Origin of the sequence: Psychromonas sp. CNPT3 (assembly GCF_000153405.2) — a bacterium.
Lineage (GTDB): Bacteria > Pseudomonadota > Gammaproteobacteria > Enterobacterales > Psychromonadaceae > Psychromonas.
Genome location: NC_020802.1, coordinates 2369731 through 2388203, shown reverse-complemented (window position 1 = coordinate 2388203; position 18473 = coordinate 2369731). Strand labels below are relative to the sequence as shown.

The window sequence follows — 18473 nt, the reverse complement described above, 5'->3', positions numbered from 1 at the left end:
CCAAAAAAGCATTTCCGCCTTGAATTTTAAATATCAAAGCCCTATAATCCTTCAGCAATATAATACCCGTAACAAAGGTATTGATCAATCCTCCCAACTATAAGTGAGATATTGCAACATGCTAAGAATAGTCAAAGATGCATTAACATTTGATGATGTATTACTCGTCCCAGCCCATTCAACTGTTTTACCCAATACTGCTGATTTAAAAACAATATTAACGCCCACGATAGCGTTAAATATCCCTGTTGTTTCAGCTGCTATGGATACGGTTACTGAAGCGCGTTTTGCGATTGCGTTAGCACAAGAAGGTGGCATCGGTTTTATCCATAAAAACATGTCAATTGAAGTGCAAGCGGAACAAGTACGCTTAGTGAAAATCCACGAAAGTGGTGTTGTTGCAAACCCTATTACTGTTTCTCCTACTACGACCCTATCAGAAATCAAAGCGTTAACTGAGCAACATGGCTTTGCTGGTTACCCTGTTGTTGAAACCTCTGGAAAGTTAGTCGGTATTATCACCGGACGTGATGTTTTATTTGAGACTGACTTGAATAAGTGCGTAGCAGATGTGATGACGATTAAGCAAAATCTCGTTACCGCAAGCCCGAATACGGCGCGTGATGAAATTGAAGCATTAATGCATTCTAAACGTATTGAAAAAGTATTATTAGTCGATGATGCTTTCAAACTGCAAGGCATGATCACGGTTAAAGATTTCCGTAAAGCTGAGCGTAAACCTAATGCATGTAAAGATTCATTGGGCCGTCTACGTGTTGGCGCTGCTGTCGGCGCAAGTGCAGGTAATGAAGCACGTATTGATGCACTCGTTGAAGCTGGCGTGGATGTGTTATTAATCGATTCTTCACATGGCCACTCTCAAGGTGTATTAGATCGCATTAAAGCGACGCGTGCAAGTTACCCTGATTTACAAATTGTAGGTGGTAATGTCGCAACCGGTGATGGTGCTAAAGCACTGGTAGCCGCTGGCTGTAACGCGGTAAAAGTAGGAATAGGCCCTGGTTCTATTTGTACTACACGTATCGTAACTGGCGTAGGCGTACCACAATTAACGGCTATTTCTGATGCGGTTGAAGCGCTCAAAGGCACCGGTATTCCCGTGATAGCGGATGGTGGCATTCGTTTTTCTGGTGATATCGCAAAAGCACTTGCTGCTGGTGCATCTTGCGTCATGATGGGCAGTATGTTCGCGGGCACAGAAGAGTCTCCTGGCGAAATTATTTTATTCCAAGGTCGCTCATTTAAGTCATATCGTGGTATGGGATCATTAGCTGCGATGTCAAAAGGCTCATCTGATCGTTATTTCCAAAGTGATAATGCGGCTGATAAATTAGTGCCAGAAGGCATTGAAGGCCGCGTTGCTTATAAAGGCAAAGTAAAAGAGATCATTCATCAGCAAATGGGTGGCGTACGTTCATCTATGGGGCTGACAGGATGTGCCACGATTAAAGAAATGAATACTAAAGCTATGTTTGTGAAAATAACCAGTGCGGGCATGGGCGAAAGTCATGTGCACGATGTGGCTATCACCAAAGAAGCACCTAATTACCGCATGGGTAGTTAAGTTTTTAGTTTTATAACGCTATTTATTTCAGGGTAGTAATACCCTTTGCCAATATTAAAAATAAAAGAGGGGTAACTCTCTTTTATTTTTTTAAAAGGATCAACAATGACAAAAAATATCCATAAGCAACGTATTTTAATTTTAGATTTCGGTTCGCAATATACGCAACTGATCGCGCGACGTGTACGCGAAATAGGGGTTTATTGTGAGCTTTGGAGTTGGGATGTTTGCGCTGCGGATATCAAAGAATTTGCACCAACAGGGATCATTCTAGCTGGTGGGCCTGAAAGTGTGACAGCGCCTAATTCACCTCGTGCACCAGAATATGTTTTTAATGCTGGCGTGCCTGTATTAGGTATTTGTTATGGCATGCAAACCATGTCTGAGCAATTAGGTGGCAGCGTTATTAAAGGTGAAGGCGAGGGCGAGTTTGGTTATGCCCAAGTTAAAGTGCAACAAGCATCAAAATTCCTTGCGGGAATTGAAGATGGACTGACAGATGACAATAAGAGTTTACTTGATGTATGGATGAGTCACGGCGATAAAGTGTCTTCTATCCCAAGTGGCTTTGTAACGTTAGCGAATACGGCAACCTGTGAATTTGCAGCCATTGCTAATACTGATAAACATTTTTATGGTGTGCAATTTCACCCTGAAGTGACGCATACGCGTCAAGGCGAAGCAATGCTACGTAACTTTGTCGTTGATATTTGTGGCTGCGCCACGTTGTGGACATCAGCATCTATTATTGACGATGCAATCGCGCGAATGAAAGAGCAAATTGGTGATGATGAAGTTATTTTAGGCCTTTCAGGTGGTGTTGATTCCTCTGTTGTTGCGATGTTATTACAGCGCGCTATCGGTGATAGACTGACTTGTGTTTTTGTTGATAATGGCTTGTTACGTCTTGATGAAGGCGATCAAGTAATGGAAATGTTTGCAGGCCGCTTCGGTCTGAAAATAATTCGTGTTAACGCGGAAGATCGTTTCTTAAATGAAATGGCCGGCGAAAGTGATCCTGAGAAAAAGCGTAAAATCATTGGCCGTGTTTTTGTTGAAATCTTTGATGAAGAATCAAAGAAATTAGAAAATGCTAAATGGCTTGCACAAGGCACTATTTACCCTGATGTTATTGAATCTGCTGCCACTAAAAATGGTAAAGCACATGTGATCAAATCGCACCATAATGTGGGCGGTCTACCCGATGATATGGAAATGGGTTTAGTTGAGCCATTACGTGAATTATTTAAAGATGAAGTACGTAAAATCGGTTTAGAGCTCGGACTACCTTATGACATGCTTTATCGTCATCCTTTTCCAGGTCCTGGTTTAGGTGTTCGCGTATTAGGTGAAGTGAAAAAAGAATATTGTGATTTACTGCGCCGTGCGGATGCAATTTTTATTGAAGAATTACATAAAGCCGATCTTTACCATAAAGTCAGTCAAGCCTTTGTGGTGTTTTTACCCGTACGCTCTGTTGGCGTGATGGGTGATTGCCGTAAATATGATTGGGTTGTTGCACTGCGCTGCGTTGAGACCATTGATTTTATGACCGCGCGTTGGTCACATCTTCCTTATGACTTAATCGGACATGTGTCGAACCGTATCATTAATGAAATCGATGGTATTTCGCGAGTTGTTTATGATGTATCAGGTAAACCACCGGCAACGATTGAGTGGGAATGATCCTCTGAGTTTGTGATAACGACTAAAAAGGTGCTTTATGAAGCACCTTTTTTTATGTTTGAAAATATATCTATTTGCATTGTTACCGGTAAATAAAAGGTGATTTTACGCATTATAAATACCGCGTGTAAGCGCTACTTTAGGGCTATTTATGCTATCTTTAGCAATAAAATTGGTCTGCATAATGCAAAGAGGGAATGTGAAAGTGAATGAGATAGATCTAGAGGGCTATTATCCTCAAGCTAAAATATTTAAAAGTCCTTTTTGTAACACGCGGCCGAACGAGCAGGATATCAGTTTGTTGGTTATTCACTGTATTAGTTTGCCAGAAGGGCATTATGGTGGCACGGCAATACATCAACTGTTTATGGGTGAATTAGATTGCCAAATACACCCTAGTTTTTCTATTTTACAAAATTTAGAAGTGTCAGCGCATTGTGTTATTTACCGCGATGGTCGCATTGTACAATATGTACCTTTTCATCTGCGCGCATGGCATGCGGGACATTCCTCTTTCTTAAATGTGACGCAGTGCAACGATTACTCGATAGGTATTGAGCTTGAAGGAACAGTATCGTCGGCCTATACAAAAAAACAGTATCGAGCCTTAGCAAGACTAACTAAGCAGCTAAAGTTAGCTTACCCATTGATAAATAATGAGAGAATTGTCGGCCACAGTCACATTGCACCACAACGTAAACAAGATCCCGGTAATAAATTTGATTGGGAGCATTATTTTTCATTATTAAAACTGTGAAGTAGATTGTCGAAGTTATGTCTGTTTGTTATACTACTTCTCCATCCGTACGGGATTAAATAAATCAAAATAACCGTACAACAAACTACCATTATTTATTATTCCTAAATTCTCAGGGTTATTATGACGACAAAATATATTTTCGTAACAGGTGGCGTGGTTTCATCGCTTGGTAAAGGTATTACAGCTGGATCATTAGCTGCTATTTTAGAAGCGCGTGGCTTAGACGTCACTATTTTAAAATTAGATCCCTACATAAATGTTGATCCAGGAACAATGAGTCCAACTCAACATGGTGAAGTTTTTGTAACGGATGATGGCGCTGAAACGGATCTTGATTTAGGTCATTACGAACGTTTTATTCGCACCCGTATGACCAAACGTAATAACTTTACGACAGGGCGTATTTACTCTGATGTATTAGCGAAAGAGCGTCGTGGTGATTATTTAGGCGCGACTATTCAGGTGATCCCGCATATTACTAATGAGATCCAAGAGCGCATTGTTGCCGGTGGTAAAGGACATGATGTTGCGATCGTTGAATTAGGTGGCACGGTGGGTGATATTGAATCACAACCTTTTATTGAAGCTATCCGTCAATTAGGTCTTAAAGTGGGACCTCAAAATGCAATGTATATACATTTGACTCTTTTACCGTATTTAAAAACGGCGGGTGAGATCAAAACAAAACCAACGCAACATTCGGTTAAAGAATTACGCAGTTTAGGGGTTCAACCCGACATTCTTATTTGTCGTAGTGAAGTTGCCTTCCCTGCGAATGAGCGTGCAAAAATTGCATTATTTTGTAATGTGCAAGACAAAAACGTCATTTCATTACGTGATGTAGACTCTATTTATAAAATTCCGGCACTTTTAAAAGCACAAGGTTTAGATGAGCTTTGCGTACAGCGTTTTGGCTTTAAATGCCCAGAAGCTGATTTAAGTGAGTGGGAAAAAGTGGTTTCCGAAGAAGCAAATACATCACATGAAGTCGTCATTGGCATGGTAGGTAAATATATTGAATTACCAGATGCTTATAAATCGGTCAATGAAGCATTAAAACATGGCGGTTTAAAAAACGCGACGAAAGTGAACATCAAATACATTGATTCACAAGACGTAGAAGTGAAAGGTGACCTTGCGTTGCAAGGTTTAGATGCGATTTTAGTACCTGGCGGGTTTGGTACGCGTGGTATTGAAGGCAAAATTCTGGCTGCGAAATTTGCGCGTGAAAATAAAATACCTTATTTAGGCATTTGTTTAGGCATGCAAGTCGCCTTAATTGAATTTGCACGTAATGTTGCAGGTCTTAAACACGCTAATTCAACCGAGTTTAAAGCAGATTGTAAGCAACCTGTTGTTGGCTTGATCACAGAGTGGATTGATAAATCAGGTGAAGTTGAGCTACGTACTGAGAGTTCTGATCTTGGTGGCACAATGCGCGTTGGCGCACAAAAATGTCATCTAAAAGCCGGCTCTAAAGTGCGTGAAATGTACGGAAATGCAGAAATATTTGAACGTCATCGTCATCGTTATGAAGTGAACAATCGTTTCTTACCTGAACTTGAAAAAGCAGGCTTGTCGATTGCAGGTTTATCGGCAGACAAAAAATTAGTAGAAATTATCGAAATTCCAAATCATCCTTGGTTTGTTGCTGCGCAGTTCCACCCTGAGTTTACATCGACACCTCGGGATGGACATCCTTTATTTAAAGGCTTTATAAAATCTGCGATAGATCATCAACAAGGACGATTTAAATAGTTTGTGGTTGACATCACATTCTGTTTTGTTAGAAACTGACACATAGAATGTTATTTAGTGACTAACGTTACATATTTTTTAAATACTGAAAGGAAACATTATGTCTAATATCGTAAAAGTACTAGGTCGTGAAATCATGGATTCACGTGGTAATCCAACTGTTGAAGCTGAAGTTCATTTAGCTGACGGTTCAATTGGTATGGCTGCCGCTCCTTCTGGTGCTTCTACTGGTTCACGTGAAGCATTAGAATTACGTGACGGCGACAAATCTCGCTACTTAGGTAAAGGTGTTCTTAAAGCCGTTGCTGCTATTAATGGTCCAATCGCTGAAGCGCTAATGGGCAAAAGTGCAATCGCACAAGCTGAACTTGATCAAATCATGATCGACCTTGACGGTACTGAAAACAAAGCTAAATTCGGCGCAAACGCGATCCTAGCTGTTTCTCTAGCTGCTGCTAAAGCTGCTGCAGTTTCTAAGAAAGTACCTCTTTATGCTCACATCGCTGACTTAAACGGTACTCCTGGTGTTTACTCTATGCCTCTTCCAATGATGAACATCATCAATGGTGGCGAGCATGCAGATAACTCTGTTGATATCCAAGAATTCATGATCCAACCTGTTGGCGCTAAAACTTTCCGTGAAGGTCTACGCATGGGTGCTGAAGTATTCCATAGCCTAGCTAAAGTACTTAAAGCTGAAGGTCATTCAACGGCAGTTGGTGATGAAGGTGGTTTCGCACCGAACCTTGAGTCTAACGCTGCTGCACTTGCTGCGATTAAAGTTGCTGTTGCAAATGCTGGTTATGAGTTAGGTAAAGACATCACTTTAGCGATGGATTGTGCAGCTTCTGAGTTCTACAACAAAGAAACGGGTATGTATGAGCTTAAAGGTGAAGGCAAAACATTCACATCTGAAGAGTTTAACTACTTCCTTGAAGGTCTTGTTAAAGATTACCCTATCGTTTCTATCGAAGATGGTCTTGACGAGTCAGATTGGGCTGGTTTCAAACACCAAACAGAACTTCTTGGTGATAAAATCCAATTAGTAGGTGATGATTTATTCGTTACAAACACTAAGATCCTTAAACGTGGTATTGATGAAGGTATTACTAACTCTATCTTAATCAAATTTAACCAAATCGGAACGTTAACTGAAACTCTAGCTGCAATCAAAATGGCGAAAGATGCTGGCTTCACTGCTGTTATCTCTCATCGTTCTGGTGAAACTGAAGATTCAACAATTGCTGATCTTGCTGTTGGTACTGCTGCAGGCCAAATCAAAACGGGTTCTTTAAGCCGTAGTGATCGTGTTGCTAAGTACAACCAACTTCTACGTATTGAAGAAGCACTAGGTGATAAAGCACCTTACCGTGGTCTTGCTGAAGTTAAAGGTACATTTAACTTCTAAATTTAAAACCTAATATGTTTTAAATATAATCCTCGCTTCGGCGGGGATTTTTTGTTTTAAAGTTTATAAAATGTCACTTACATTACCTATCAACACCTCTTTATTTTTATTGTTATCTCTTATTTTATAGCCTGCCTAAGCCCGTGGTTCTTTAAAACCTCTACTTTTATGTTTATTTGTATAAAAATAGTCATTGCAGTAATGATTTTTTTAATGATGTCGCATCACCCCATTGATAAAAATTTATATTTAATGCTAGAATCGTTCATCATTTTATTTCCTTTTGGGACTTTATTGCATGGAATTATTTGTACAAATATTAGGTTGGACAAGTGTTGTTTTTTATATTTTATTATTACTCTTTAATGGAATGAAAAATGTACGTATTGCATCGTTTCTTTCTATCGCTAATGACGTGGTGTGGGGGATAATGATTGGTGTGATGCCCAAAGTATTCTTAAATTTAGTGATAGGCAGTGTCTCCACTTATCGTTACGCGTGTGATTTTACGAACATCCCTAAAAAATGGATCAACGTTTTTCTTGGTTTTATGATCGTAGCTTTAATATATTTTCTTTATTTTGCCATTAACTCTTATTTGGCAGCTCCGTCTTTAGGTCTTCTTTTAACGTGGGCTGACTTTGTGCTGATCCTACTTGCATTGAGCGTTAAAAAAATACAATATTTTCAAATGTTTATTTTCATCTCCGCCTTTGTCGGTGGCTATGCATATTATTTACTGGGCATTGAGCAGATGGTCGTGATCAAAATTATTGTGGCATGTATTACATCTTATAAATTATTTATTCATCCTTCTTTTCCGCAATTAGAAGATAAATTAATTTTCTGGAAAAAATAAACTAAGATTGCTCGTCAATTGAGCAAGAAAAATTTTAGGATTAATTTTCAAAAAAAGCATCTCAAGCTATTGAGGTGCTTTTTTTTATTCTTATTTTAAGGATGCTTTTCTTTTAAGACCCCTAAGTGTCATGCCCTGTTGCGCGTATGTGAATGTTTTTTTAAAGAATTGTAGCTATTGATAATGACTTTCATTGTTGATTTGTGTCTTAAATTATGTAGAATGAGAACTATTCTCGTTTACTAAGAGTTATAAATCATTTAAGCAATTTTGCTTTCGCGATGACATGGAAATATAAAAAGGATAATTTGTGAAGAAATCAATAATAAATATGGCCATTACAGCTGCGTTTTTTTCATCTGCTGTAAGTGCTACTGCCCAAGTAACTGTTCTAGATAAAACACTTCAACCAGCTGCTAATTTCCTAGCATATACTGAATTTGAATTGTCTGGTGAGCCTTTAGCGGAAGCACTTGGTTTAGATTTAGATGTGTTAGATCCAAATCGCGTGGATGAACCTACCGCTTTTGATTTTGCTGCGGGTATTGAAAGTTATGAATATTCTGAAGAAGCAATGTACGCTTTAAACTACCAATCTACTATGGGCCCACATCTTGTAAACGGTCCATCGAACCAAGCACGTGGTGGTAAAATGGCGGATCTTGGTAAACGTGTTATCACGATGGCAGAAGCGGTTGGTTTCCCAATCTCTGAAGTTGCACAAAATATGTACCCTATTTCAATCCCTTATGTTTCAGGTGTTCCTGAGTTCGCTCAAAAACCTGATGTTACCACTGTCAATGGCGATGAAATAGAAATGCTGGGCGCAAGCGGTACTGAAAAAACAGTACAAACAGTTATCCCTGCTTATTTCCGTGATTACAAGTCGTTAGCATGGAACAGTGCAACATTTGATAAATCATTCAACCCAGCAGCAACGGGTGGCATTTTATTAAAAGAAGTTATGTGGTCACAAGATTTCTTAGGTGGCATGCACGTTACTGCAACAGATGAAGAAGTTGAAGCTAACTCATCTGTTATGGATCAAGATGGTAAGCATAGTTTAGGCGTGTCAGCAGCAGATGGCTTTAATGGCATGATGTTAACTGAAATGTCGATTGATAAACTACTTATCATGCAACAGCAGTTAGGCTTTAATGGTAAAAAATTAGGCGTTAAATTTGGTCCTGATTATGACCCAAGTAAAGGTGCTATTTGGTTCGCACATAAAGTTGCTGTTACACAAGGCAATAAAAATGGTGTGAACTCGATTGAAGGTTTACGCGTTAGTGATGCAAGCTCTTCATTACGTGACACATGGTTAACACTATGGCCTGTTGCTGAGTTCTTTGCTTATACGGATCAACGCACAGCTAATACGGCTCAAAATCCTGCTTTCTTAGCTGTTTTTGATGGCGCACCTTTTGCAGCCGCTCCTGCGAAAAATATTGATGCGAACACTAAAAATGATGTGATTGCTAACGATGCATTCTCACTCGCGAATAATATTTCAAACTTATTATTTAAAAACATGTTGGCATTACATTACAACAAAGCGAATGGCACGTTTGTAACAGAGTATAAAGATGCGAAACAAGGTAACTATGTTTCAACTTACGATGCTGCATACTCATTAGTTGCTCTGTCTATTTATCAACGTGCTAAAGATGCACTACCTGTTGGTTATGCATCTGCTGATTCTGGTGATGTAAACCTACATAGTGTTGAAGGTAAACAAGCATTAATGATGATCAAAGGCCAAGCTGATTTTATTATTAATCAGTTAATGAGTAAAAATAACCTTGTATTTGATGGTGTGACACTTGCTAAAAACAATATCAAAACCAGCACTCAATCATTAGATGCACAGTTTGCAGCTATTCGTGGTCTGGTTGCTGCTTACCTCGCAACGGATGATACAAAATATAAAGACGCTGCACGTGCTATTTATATTGCCGTTGATAAGAACATGTTTGATAAAAAAATCAACACATGGGCTACCGTACCCGGAAAAGCGACAGTGCATACGCCTTACACAGAAGCTGCTATTTCAGGCGGTTTACGTGAAGCTATCTTACATTTGAAAAATGAAGAAGGCGAAAATGAGCCTGCTTTAGAGTTAAGTGCATTAACGGATCGTTACGTAGGTTGGTTCCGCACTGTTATTAATGGTGGCATGCAACTAGCAGAATGGATGGGTGATTCAGGTGAAAACCAAATCAAAGGTAGCAACTCTGTTGATACTGATGAAGATGGTGTGAAACAAATCATTGCAGCTGGCGGTAAATTTGGTACTGCTATGACAATGGCAAATAAAGCAATTGTTAAGTAATATAGAGAAAGTGTAAAGGGTATTTGTTTTACTTATACCCATGTTACATCAATAGGCTTTATCAGGCAGCGACATAGTTCGCTGCCTTTATAGTTTCTGCCTTCATGAGTAATAGGCCTTTTATAGAAGAGAATAACGATCATGTTGATGTTGGCTCAGTCGTATCATAAATCACTAAAAAATAGGCTCACACAGTTTTGGAAATATTTGGCCTACCATCATAAATGGGCTGAATCCTTACTTTACTTGATGTTTATTAGTGGCTTGTTACTTTGGGAAAGTGTGAACAGTAGTTGGCAAATTCAGCGTTGGATGTTGCTCTTACATATTGTCATCGGCGCGACATTATTTTCTATTATCATGGGCGCCTTTTGGGCATCACATCGACAGTTTTTATACTCGAGCAAAAACAAATTTCTTCGCCAAACTGGATTGTTTATCGAATGGTTGCTAATAACCAGTTGTCTCAGTGGTTTCTATTTACTTTTTTACGGTGCACCGGGTAATACCTTTTCTGCATTAATTCAAAATATTCATTTTTATTCCTCTTGGTTACTTGCCCCGCTGGTGTTTCGACATGCAATGCGCTGGAGCGTCCTTAATTTTAAAAAATTTATAAAACATTAAATGCCAGGCAGTGCATTTTTAATTTAACAATAAGAGAGATCCATTTATGTTAGCCAGTTTTTTAATTACGCTTCGCGAAGGCGTTGAAGCCTTCTTATTAGTGGGGATTGCATTAGCTTACTTAAATAAGTTAAATGCGAAGCATTACCATAAATATATTTATATTGGTGCGTTTGTGGGGTTGTTACTTTCATTAATTGTGGCAGTGGCTTTTCAAGTGCTTATTGATCAATTTAGTCATGCCTTATATCGTCATTATTTAATGGCTGGGGTTCTTATTTTTGCGACCATTGTTTTAACCTATATGGCTATCTGGATGCAAGGTCAAGCTAAAGCGCAAGTTGCTAAAATGCAAGATGACTTAAGTTTAATGGTGAGCACTCAAAACTTATGGGGCTTAATATTCTTAGCGACGCTTGCGGTGTTACGCGAGGGTTTTGAAACCATTCTCTTTTTCTCCGCGTTGATGTATGCAAATGCTGGCGAGTTAAATGCGCAGGGCACTATGATTGGCGCGATATCAGGATTAGTCTGTGCCGCCTTATTGGTTTGGGCCATTCTTAAAAGTACGCGTAATGTGCCATTACAATCTTTTTTCCGTTGGACAAGTTTACTCATTATTATTATCGCTGCTGGTTTATTATCGTCGGCAATTAATATGTTGCAAGCTGCCGATATGATCCCGATCATTCAAGCACAAGTGTTTGATATATCATCGATATTGGATGACCGAAGTGTTTTTGGTACGTTTTTACGCGCATTATTTGGTTATAATTCATCACCGAGTTTATTACAGTTGCTCACATGGGGCGCTTATATGAGCACATTTATCTTTTTTTGGAATAAAGGTTATAAAAAAGCATGACACTTTCATCAGATCAACATATTAGCGTTCTTGGCGCAGGACCTGCGGGATTAATGGCCGCTTGGGAATTAGTCGAAGCGGGGCACTCGGTAACTATCATTGAGCGTAATGACCATGTGGGCGGGATGTGCGCGACGCAAACGTTTACAGGCGAACACGGTGAATATCGTTTTGATTTTGGTGGACATCGTTTTATTACCAAAAACCCTAAATTATTAGAATTTGTCGACAAATTAATGGGTGATGATTTACTTTTTGCGCAACGTAAAAGCGTGATCCGTTATCGTGGACGTACTTATAAATATCCTCTTGCACTGTTTGATATCATTAAAAATGCCCCCTTATCTTTGTTATTGGGCTGCACACTGGATTTCTTTACGCTGTTGTTTAAACCTAAAGAGACGATTAAAGGAGAGGTAAGCTTTGCGCAGTGGATAGAAAGTCGTTTTGGAAAAACATTATATAAACATTTTTTTGAAGGTTACACCGAAAAATTATGGGGCATACCCCCGAGCACGCTATCGGGTGATTGGGCAGCACAGCGTATTAGTTTAATGGATTTGAAGGATGTTTTACGTCGCTTATTACCGGGACGAAAATCATCAGTGCGCACTTATGCGCGTCAATATCGTTATCCTAAATTAGGTTTTGGGCAATTGTATACTCGCCTTAGTGAAGAGTTAAAAAATAAAGGTGTGCAGATAATTCTGAGTGCAGATGTCTGCGGGGTAAACATGAATGCGCAAAAAAATATTGAGAGTATTACTTATAAACAAGGTGATGCATTAAAAAAATTAGAATGTACGCAGGTGATCAGCACCTTGCCTTTGCCTTTAATGTGCAAATTAACGGGATTTGATAGTGGCCTTGCATTTCGTTCGTTGCGTTTTCTTAATATGCCGATGGCGACAGAGAATATCTCAGAAAATACGTGGCAATATTTGTCGGATCCTGAAATTCTTGGCACGCGCTTACAAGAGCCGAAGCGCCGTTCGAAGTATATGGCGCCCGAAGGACGTACTTCTGTGATGATTGAGATCCCTTGTGATAAAGGGGATGATATTTGGAATATGGACGGTGATAAATTACAACAACGGGTGCTTGAAGATTTAAAAACATTAGGGGTTAATACCGCGCATGCGAGTAAAGAATATTTCACGTCTTATACTGAGCATGCTTATCCATTGATGGATATGAGTTACCAAGGCAAGCGCGAAAAAGCGATCACGCATTTAGCGCAGTTTGATAATTTGATCATGACCGGACGCCAAGGTACATTCCGCTATATTTTCACCGATACGGCAATGGAAATGGGGATGATGGCAGCCCAATCTTTACTTGATGGGATCGATCGTCGCCGTGAAATTTTTGATTTTCGTAATGAAAAAACCGTCATAGAAGTGCAAAGTGTGGCATAACATTATTTTTTATATATAAGGGATTTTTTAATGCAAAATATGAGCATCAAAATACGGGGTTATGTGAGCCTTGAACTGCGGGTGTTAAGTTTGCGGGTATTAAGTCCTCTGCTATTGAGTCTGCTGCTATTGAGTGGAGGTTATGCGCAGGCATATTCTTATGCGGCTGCCGGAAAAGAGCCTTTAATTGATGGGCGTGAAATCATTTTATCGGCTTTAAATGCAAATGACTTTAATGCTGCAGCGCAAGGCGCTGCGGGCTTAAAGAAGGAGTTCGCGTATTTGTTAAAAGAGCATAACATTGATTTGTTTACGCCGATGCAAGAGGCGTTAGCCTCTAAAGATGCCAGCGCAATAAAAGTTGTGCTTGATAAGGCATTAGAGGAGGAAATTGTACGCCGTTTAGAGGGCGCGCAGAACAATTTAGGTGACTATCAAGTTGCCAAGGTATTGGTCGTAAAAAGTAAATTGTTTTTAGATCTCCTGCTGCCTAATTATGATGAAAAAACACGCGCACAAGCAAACCTGGCTATCCAAGGGGTTTTGACGGCTATTGGTAATCCCGGCGTCTTTGGTGTTGGCCAAGCCCCTGCAGATGAAAATGCGTTTAAAGTGCAACGTGATCTCTTAATGAAAACGATTCAAACCCCTTGATAGAGACCTCTGATAGACACGTTAATAGTGATGAGGGCCCGTTTTTATATTTTTTTTGCGCGCTCATTATTGCGGCAGCGTATGCGCTATGGTGGCATTGGATCACGGCGTTTCCGCTACAAATAAGCAGTGATGACGCCTTAAATTTTTCGCGTGCCGTGTCGCGATTTTCTGTTTTAGAGTTTCGTCCTCACTTTCCGGGTTATCCTGCTTTTGTTGGTTTATCGCGCTTATGTGCGATTTTTGTTGAGAATAGTATCGCGCCTATTTGGGTCTCGTTACTTTCTGCGTTGTTGCTTCCCTTATTAGTTTCTTATTTAGTGTTGTTATTGTGTCACTCAAAAATAGCAGCAACAGGGGCTCTTTTACTGACATTAATACAGCCTCTATTAGCCTCAATGGCATTAAGTGGGTTATCAGATGCCAGTGCAATGGTCTTTTTTTTACTGGCATTAATCGTTTTTTTTAAAAAAAGATATCTTTGTGTGGGATTGGCACTCGCTTTAATGTTGTCAACAAGGCCATCTTACTTGCCTTTGTCCATTTCTTTGTTTGTGAGTGCTTACTTCAACTGTCTTTCGGGTAGTAAATGGCGTACTTATTTACAAATGAGTGTCTTTATTGTGCTCATTGGTGTTATCTCACTGCTTTTTATTATTGCCCACGATGGCTTAGCTTATTTTGATGAAGGTATGCGCTTTACGCTGGGGCATTTTTTGATTTGGGGAAATACCGCGCAAGGTGAGCACAATAGTTTATTACAATGGTTTATTACGTTACGCGAAAATTTTGGATTATTGGGTATTTGCGCACTCTTATTAGTATTGCCTTATAGCTTTTACAAAGGCTATAAAGTGTTTAAAACGCAACAAACTCATGTTGATGTCGGCGCTTTGTGTGCGAGGCAAAGTGCTTTAATCGCGCTGCTAGCAACACTTAATTGGGCATGGATAAGTCTGGCTCAAAACCCCGATAATGTGCGTCATTTCGGGCCTATTTTGTGCTTAGGAATTGTATTGATTTGCACACAAATACAACAGGTTAATAAATATTTAACGGTTTTTAAATGGCAGATAAATTTAGGTATGACAATGGCACTTTGTTTAATGCTCTATGTCGTGCAATGGGTTTATCCTTCTTATCAAAAAACGGTTAAACTGGCCCCTATTCAGCAAGCCATGCTGTGGCTAAAAAAGCACCCAGAAAGCAAAGTGTTAGGCAGTAATTATAGCGTTAATTTATTACGTGCTAGCATGCCAGGTTTTTCTGTCTACGACATGTATTATCCGAGTAGTACTTGGGCTTTAAAAAAAGAAAGCGAAGACTCGGCTCAGCGTGTTTGGCAACTATCAGCAACAAAATCGATGCAACAGAGATGGATTGCGCAATTTCCCCCCCGATTTATGGGCGAAAGGCATCTTTTTTTATATCAAATTAGTCAGTAAATATTTTCTGCTGTCATAAATAAGAGTACAGATAAATGAGCGTTATACGTAAATATCAAACGACTAAGTCACTTTTTTTATGCTTAGTGTTATTTAGCCTGCCCACTTGGGCTTCGGTGAAAAGTAGCTCGGTGTTATTTTCTCAAAATAATACCCGAATTATTAGTGCAAATTTTGATGCGGGTAGTGTCAGTATTATTGATGCCAAAACGGGCGAATTGCTTACCGAGGCGACGATTGGTCGAGATATTAGGCGAATAGCTTTAACGGCGGATGGACGTTTATTATTGGCGACCGATCAGTTAAACGATAAAATTATTTTACTTGATGCAAAAACCCTAGAAACAAAACACATTAGTCAAGTTGCCTCCCGTCCTTTTGGGGTGGTGTTTGATGCCTTAAATCAGCAGTTTTACGTGAGCAGTTTTGAGCGAAGCCAAATATTGGTTGTTAACAAAGAAGGGCGTGTCACGCAAAGCATTAAGACGGCTGGTACGCCACGAGGCTTAGCTATCACCGACGATGGTAGGTTATTGGTCACGCATGCGTTACTCGGACAAATTTCTATTTTCGACGTCAAAACAAAGCAGCCTGTTTTACAAAAAATAATTCAGTTACAAGATAGCCCTGCGGATGCGGTTTTAAGTAACCCGCAAGGTAAACCACGGTTACTCGATAATATTGTTATTTCGCCAGATGGGACGCAAGCATGGCTCCCTCATGTATTGTGGTCATTTGCGCATGATTTCCAATTTCAATCAACGGTTTTCCCTACTGTATCTATTATCGACTTAAGCGTGGGTAATGAGCATGAGATCGTGGATGAGCGTAAACAATTATTTAAACAAATTAATATTATTGAAAGTGGCAATCGCATTCGTATTATCTCTAACCCGCATGATGGGGCATTTACCCAAGATGGTAAAAAAGTTATTTTCACATTAGCTGGCTCTGAAGATTTATTGATTTTTGATCTTTCTCGTCAAGGTAAGAAAAATAAAAAACGTCATCGTCGCAAAAAATTTCAAGGTGGCGTCAAAGCAACACAAATATATCGTAATGTTCCAGGGGATAATCCGCGCGGCATTTTAATTAATGGTCGAGATCTTTGGGTACAAAATGCAATGTCGTTGGATCTGGTTAAGTTTGATACCGGTGCTGCTGGGCCTTTTGCTAAAGTTAAATTACGACAAGCCCATTTTGCACCCTTGGTTAAGCATGATCCCTTACCTAAGCAACTACGCCGAGGTAAAACATTATTTAATCGTGCCAATATGAGTGATGATCCCGATTTTCCGATGGCGGGTGATTTCTGGATGAGTTGTAATTCTTGTCACCTTGACGGCTTTAACTTTACCAATAAGCAATTGATGCAAGATGCTAAAAAAGATCGTTTTGAGAATGCCATTACTGGACATGTTGATGTTAGGAAAATGATTGCGGGTGATGTGGTGGGTGCTTACATTGATATTATTCAAAAAACACAAGGGGGCATGGGGGGCGATCCTCGTGAAGGTAAGTTGCCTGCGGTAAGTGTTGAGAGTCCGCCGATAGAGGTGGTAAAAATGATGTCGGCATTGAACGAATATGTGCGCTCTTCAGAAAATTTACCTTACCTTTCAACGTGGCTAAGACTCGATGATAAAAAGCGTTATACGCATCCGAGTGAGTGGATAAACTCTGCGGAGTGTGCAGAGTGCCATACGACCATTTACGACCAATGGGCAGATTCGAATCATGGGATGAAAATGGATCATCCTTATTATCGATTCCAAGAGGACTTTGCAGCCAAAGAAGAAGGTGAAGAATTTAGAGTGCTTTGCAGAGGTTGCCATGGTCCGCAAATGGTTATCAATAATGACGTTAAAGCCTTATCTGGTTTTGGAGATATGCATGAAAAAGGCGGACAAGCATTAAAAGATGCGTTAGCACATGGACAAGCCGTCAGTGAACGCGGGACGGGTTGCGTATTTTGCCACCGTATCACTAAAGCTGAAAATGCCGGTGGTAATACGGATATGACGGTGAACATTAAAGATCGAGATAGTTATATTTTTGAAAACTCATCAAATGCGTTATTAAAATGGCTATCAGAAAAACAAATAAATTCACTACCCAAAGCGCATAAAGACTCGTACTCAAATAAAGAGTTATATAACAGCTCCTTGTATTGTGCTACTTGTCATAATGAATTTACAACGGGGGGGGGCGCAAATATAAATGATAACTTTGGTGAATGGTTGGCATCTCCTTTTAACGATCCGGAACATCCAGAAAATAATAAAACCTGTATAGATTGTCATATGACACAAGATGTGACTGATTTTAATAATAAAGTCGGCGGGAAATCAACGAATGATGGGCCGATGAAGTCAAACTTACGCTCTCATCATTTTGTCGGCGGGAATTACTTCTTTACCGGAATGCGTAGCCCTGAGCATAAAAAAATGAGTATCGATATTTTGAAAACGGCATTAACGCTCACTATTGAGAAAAATGCAGGGCAGTTAATTGCACATGTAACCAATGTTAATTCAGGTCATGATATGCCAGGTGGCGCGCGCCGCCAAGTTTGGCTAGAAGTGATAGTGACCGACGCAAGCGGCGAGCAAGTTTATACAAGCGGGGTTATGAAAGATGGCTATATACCTAAAGATACACATCGATTTATTAAAATTGGCGTAGATAAAGAGGGGAAACCGGTGGGTTTACGTTTTTGGCGATATGTAAAAATTGGCCAAGATACGCGCATTAAATCAGGGCAAACACGTCAAGAATTCTTTGATTTACCGCCGAATATGCAGTATCCCATTACGGTGTCGACACGTATTTTATATCAGGTCTTTGCAAAAGGATTAACAGAAAAAGTACGTAAGGCATATCCAGATGAAAACATACCCGATCCAGAGGTTATTGAATTACAAAAAGTACAACGCACTTACAATAGCGCGCTGGAGAAGTAGTTGATTAAAGGGTGATGCGCGAAACGTGTCGTTATTATGCCAGCACCTAGATCTCGGCGTAATATTAAAGTGATGGATTTTATGTAAAGGTTGATATAATGATATATCAACCT

13 protein-coding genes are annotated in these 18473 nt (G+C 39.7%); all 13 read left to right on the top strand.

The window, feature by feature from the left end:
• Positions 1–118: 118 nt before the first annotated feature.
• The 13 genes from guaB (at position 119) to PCNPT3_RS10425 (ending at position 18360) form a co-directional block, all read left to right on the top strand.
• A complete protein-coding gene (gene guaB / locus PCNPT3_RS10485; RefSeq protein ID WP_015465841.1) occupies positions 119–1585 on the top strand; it encodes an IMP dehydrogenase in 1467 nt (488 codons plus the stop codon).
• A gap of 105 nt (positions 1586–1690) precedes the next feature.
• Positions 1691–3271: a glutamine-hydrolyzing GMP synthase gene (gene guaA, locus PCNPT3_RS10480; protein ID WP_015465840.1), complete on the top strand. Its 1581-nt coding sequence runs from the start codon at positions 1691–1693 to the stop codon at positions 3269–3271.
• 205 nt (positions 3272–3476) lie between these two features.
• On the top strand, positions 3477–4028 hold the full coding sequence (gene ampD, locus PCNPT3_RS10475) for a 1,6-anhydro-N-acetylmuramyl-L-alanine amidase AmpD (protein ID WP_015465839.1): 552 nt from the start codon (positions 3477–3479) through the stop codon (positions 4026–4028).
• A gap of 123 nt (positions 4029–4151) precedes the next feature.
• Positions 4152–5789: a CTP synthase gene (locus tag PCNPT3_RS10470; protein WP_015465838.1), complete on the top strand. Its 1638-nt coding sequence runs from the start codon at positions 4152–4154 to the stop codon at positions 5787–5789.
• 100 nt (positions 5790–5889) lie between these two features.
• Positions 5890–7197, top strand: a complete 1308-nt coding sequence (gene eno / locus PCNPT3_RS10465; protein ID WP_015465837.1) for a phosphopyruvate hydratase — start codon at positions 5890–5892, stop codon at positions 7195–7197.
• Between the two features lie 298 nt (positions 7198–7495).
• Positions 7496–8056 carry a hypothetical protein gene (locus PCNPT3_RS10460; RefSeq protein WP_015465836.1) on the top strand — a complete coding sequence of 187 codons (561 nt, stop codon included), beginning with the start codon at positions 7496–7498 and terminating at the stop codon, positions 8054–8056.
• Positions 8057–8366: 310 nt separating this feature from the next.
• Positions 8367–10388: a hypothetical protein gene (locus PCNPT3_RS10455; RefSeq protein WP_015465835.1), complete on the top strand. Its 2022-nt coding sequence runs from the start codon at positions 8367–8369 to the stop codon at positions 10386–10388.
• Positions 10389–10595: 207 nt separating this feature from the next.
• Positions 10596–11015 carry a hypothetical protein gene (locus PCNPT3_RS10450; RefSeq protein ID WP_232207361.1) on the top strand — a complete coding sequence of 140 codons (420 nt, stop codon included), beginning with the start codon at positions 10596–10598 and terminating at the stop codon, positions 11013–11015.
• Between the two features lie 46 nt (positions 11016–11061).
• Complete coding sequence (locus PCNPT3_RS10445; protein WP_015465833.1) at positions 11062–11880, top strand: FTR1 family iron permease; 819 nt, start codon at positions 11062–11064, stop codon at positions 11878–11880.
• Positions 11877–13298 carry an FAD-dependent oxidoreductase gene (locus tag PCNPT3_RS10440; protein ID WP_015465832.1) on the top strand — a complete coding sequence of 474 codons (1422 nt, stop codon included), beginning with the start codon at positions 11877–11879 and terminating at the stop codon, positions 13296–13298. The genes PCNPT3_RS10445 and PCNPT3_RS10440 overlap by 4 nt, the downstream gene beginning before the upstream one ends.
• A 30-nt stretch (positions 13299–13328) precedes the next feature.
• Positions 13329–13952, top strand: a complete 624-nt coding sequence (locus tag PCNPT3_RS10435) for a hypothetical protein (protein ID WP_015465831.1) — start codon at positions 13329–13331, stop codon at positions 13950–13952.
• Positions 13949–15397 carry a hypothetical protein gene (locus PCNPT3_RS10430; protein ID WP_015465830.1) on the top strand — a complete coding sequence of 483 codons (1449 nt, stop codon included), beginning with the start codon at positions 13949–13951 and terminating at the stop codon, positions 15395–15397. The genes PCNPT3_RS10435 and PCNPT3_RS10430 overlap by 4 nt, the downstream gene beginning before the upstream one ends.
• Before the next feature lie 35 nt (positions 15398–15432).
• Positions 15433–18360, top strand: a complete 2928-nt coding sequence (locus PCNPT3_RS10425) for a multiheme c-type cytochrome (protein WP_015465829.1) — start codon at positions 15433–15435, stop codon at positions 18358–18360.
• The last annotated feature ends 113 nt before the right edge of the window (positions 18361–18473 follow it).

Excerpts from the sequence above, each read along its gene's own strand:
- PCNPT3_RS10425 (WP_015465829.1), top strand. The coding sequence starts at position 15,433 with ATGAGCGTTATACGTAAATATCAAACGACTAAGTCACTTTTTTTATGC.
- PCNPT3_RS10440 (WP_015465832.1), top strand. The coding sequence starts at position 11,877 with ATGACACTTTCATCAGATCAACATATTAGCGTTCTTGGCGCAGGACCT.
- PCNPT3_RS10460 (WP_015465836.1), top strand. The coding sequence starts at position 7,496 with ATGGAATTATTTGTACAAATATTAGGTTGGACAAGTGTTGTTTTTTAT.
- eno (WP_015465837.1), top strand. The coding sequence starts at position 5,890 with ATGTCTAATATCGTAAAAGTACTAGGTCGTGAAATCATGGATTCACGT.
- PCNPT3_RS10435 (WP_015465831.1), top strand. The coding sequence starts at position 13,329 with ATGCAAAATATGAGCATCAAAATACGGGGTTATGTGAGCCTTGAACTG.
- guaB (WP_015465841.1), top strand. The coding sequence starts at position 119 with ATGCTAAGAATAGTCAAAGATGCATTAACATTTGATGATGTATTACTC.
- guaA (WP_015465840.1), top strand. The coding sequence starts at position 1,691 with ATGACAAAAAATATCCATAAGCAACGTATTTTAATTTTAGATTTCGGT.
- PCNPT3_RS10470 (WP_015465838.1), top strand. The coding sequence starts at position 4,152 with ATGACGACAAAATATATTTTCGTAACAGGTGGCGTGGTTTCATCGCTT.
- PCNPT3_RS10445 (WP_015465833.1), top strand. The coding sequence starts at position 11,062 with ATGTTAGCCAGTTTTTTAATTACGCTTCGCGAAGGCGTTGAAGCCTTC.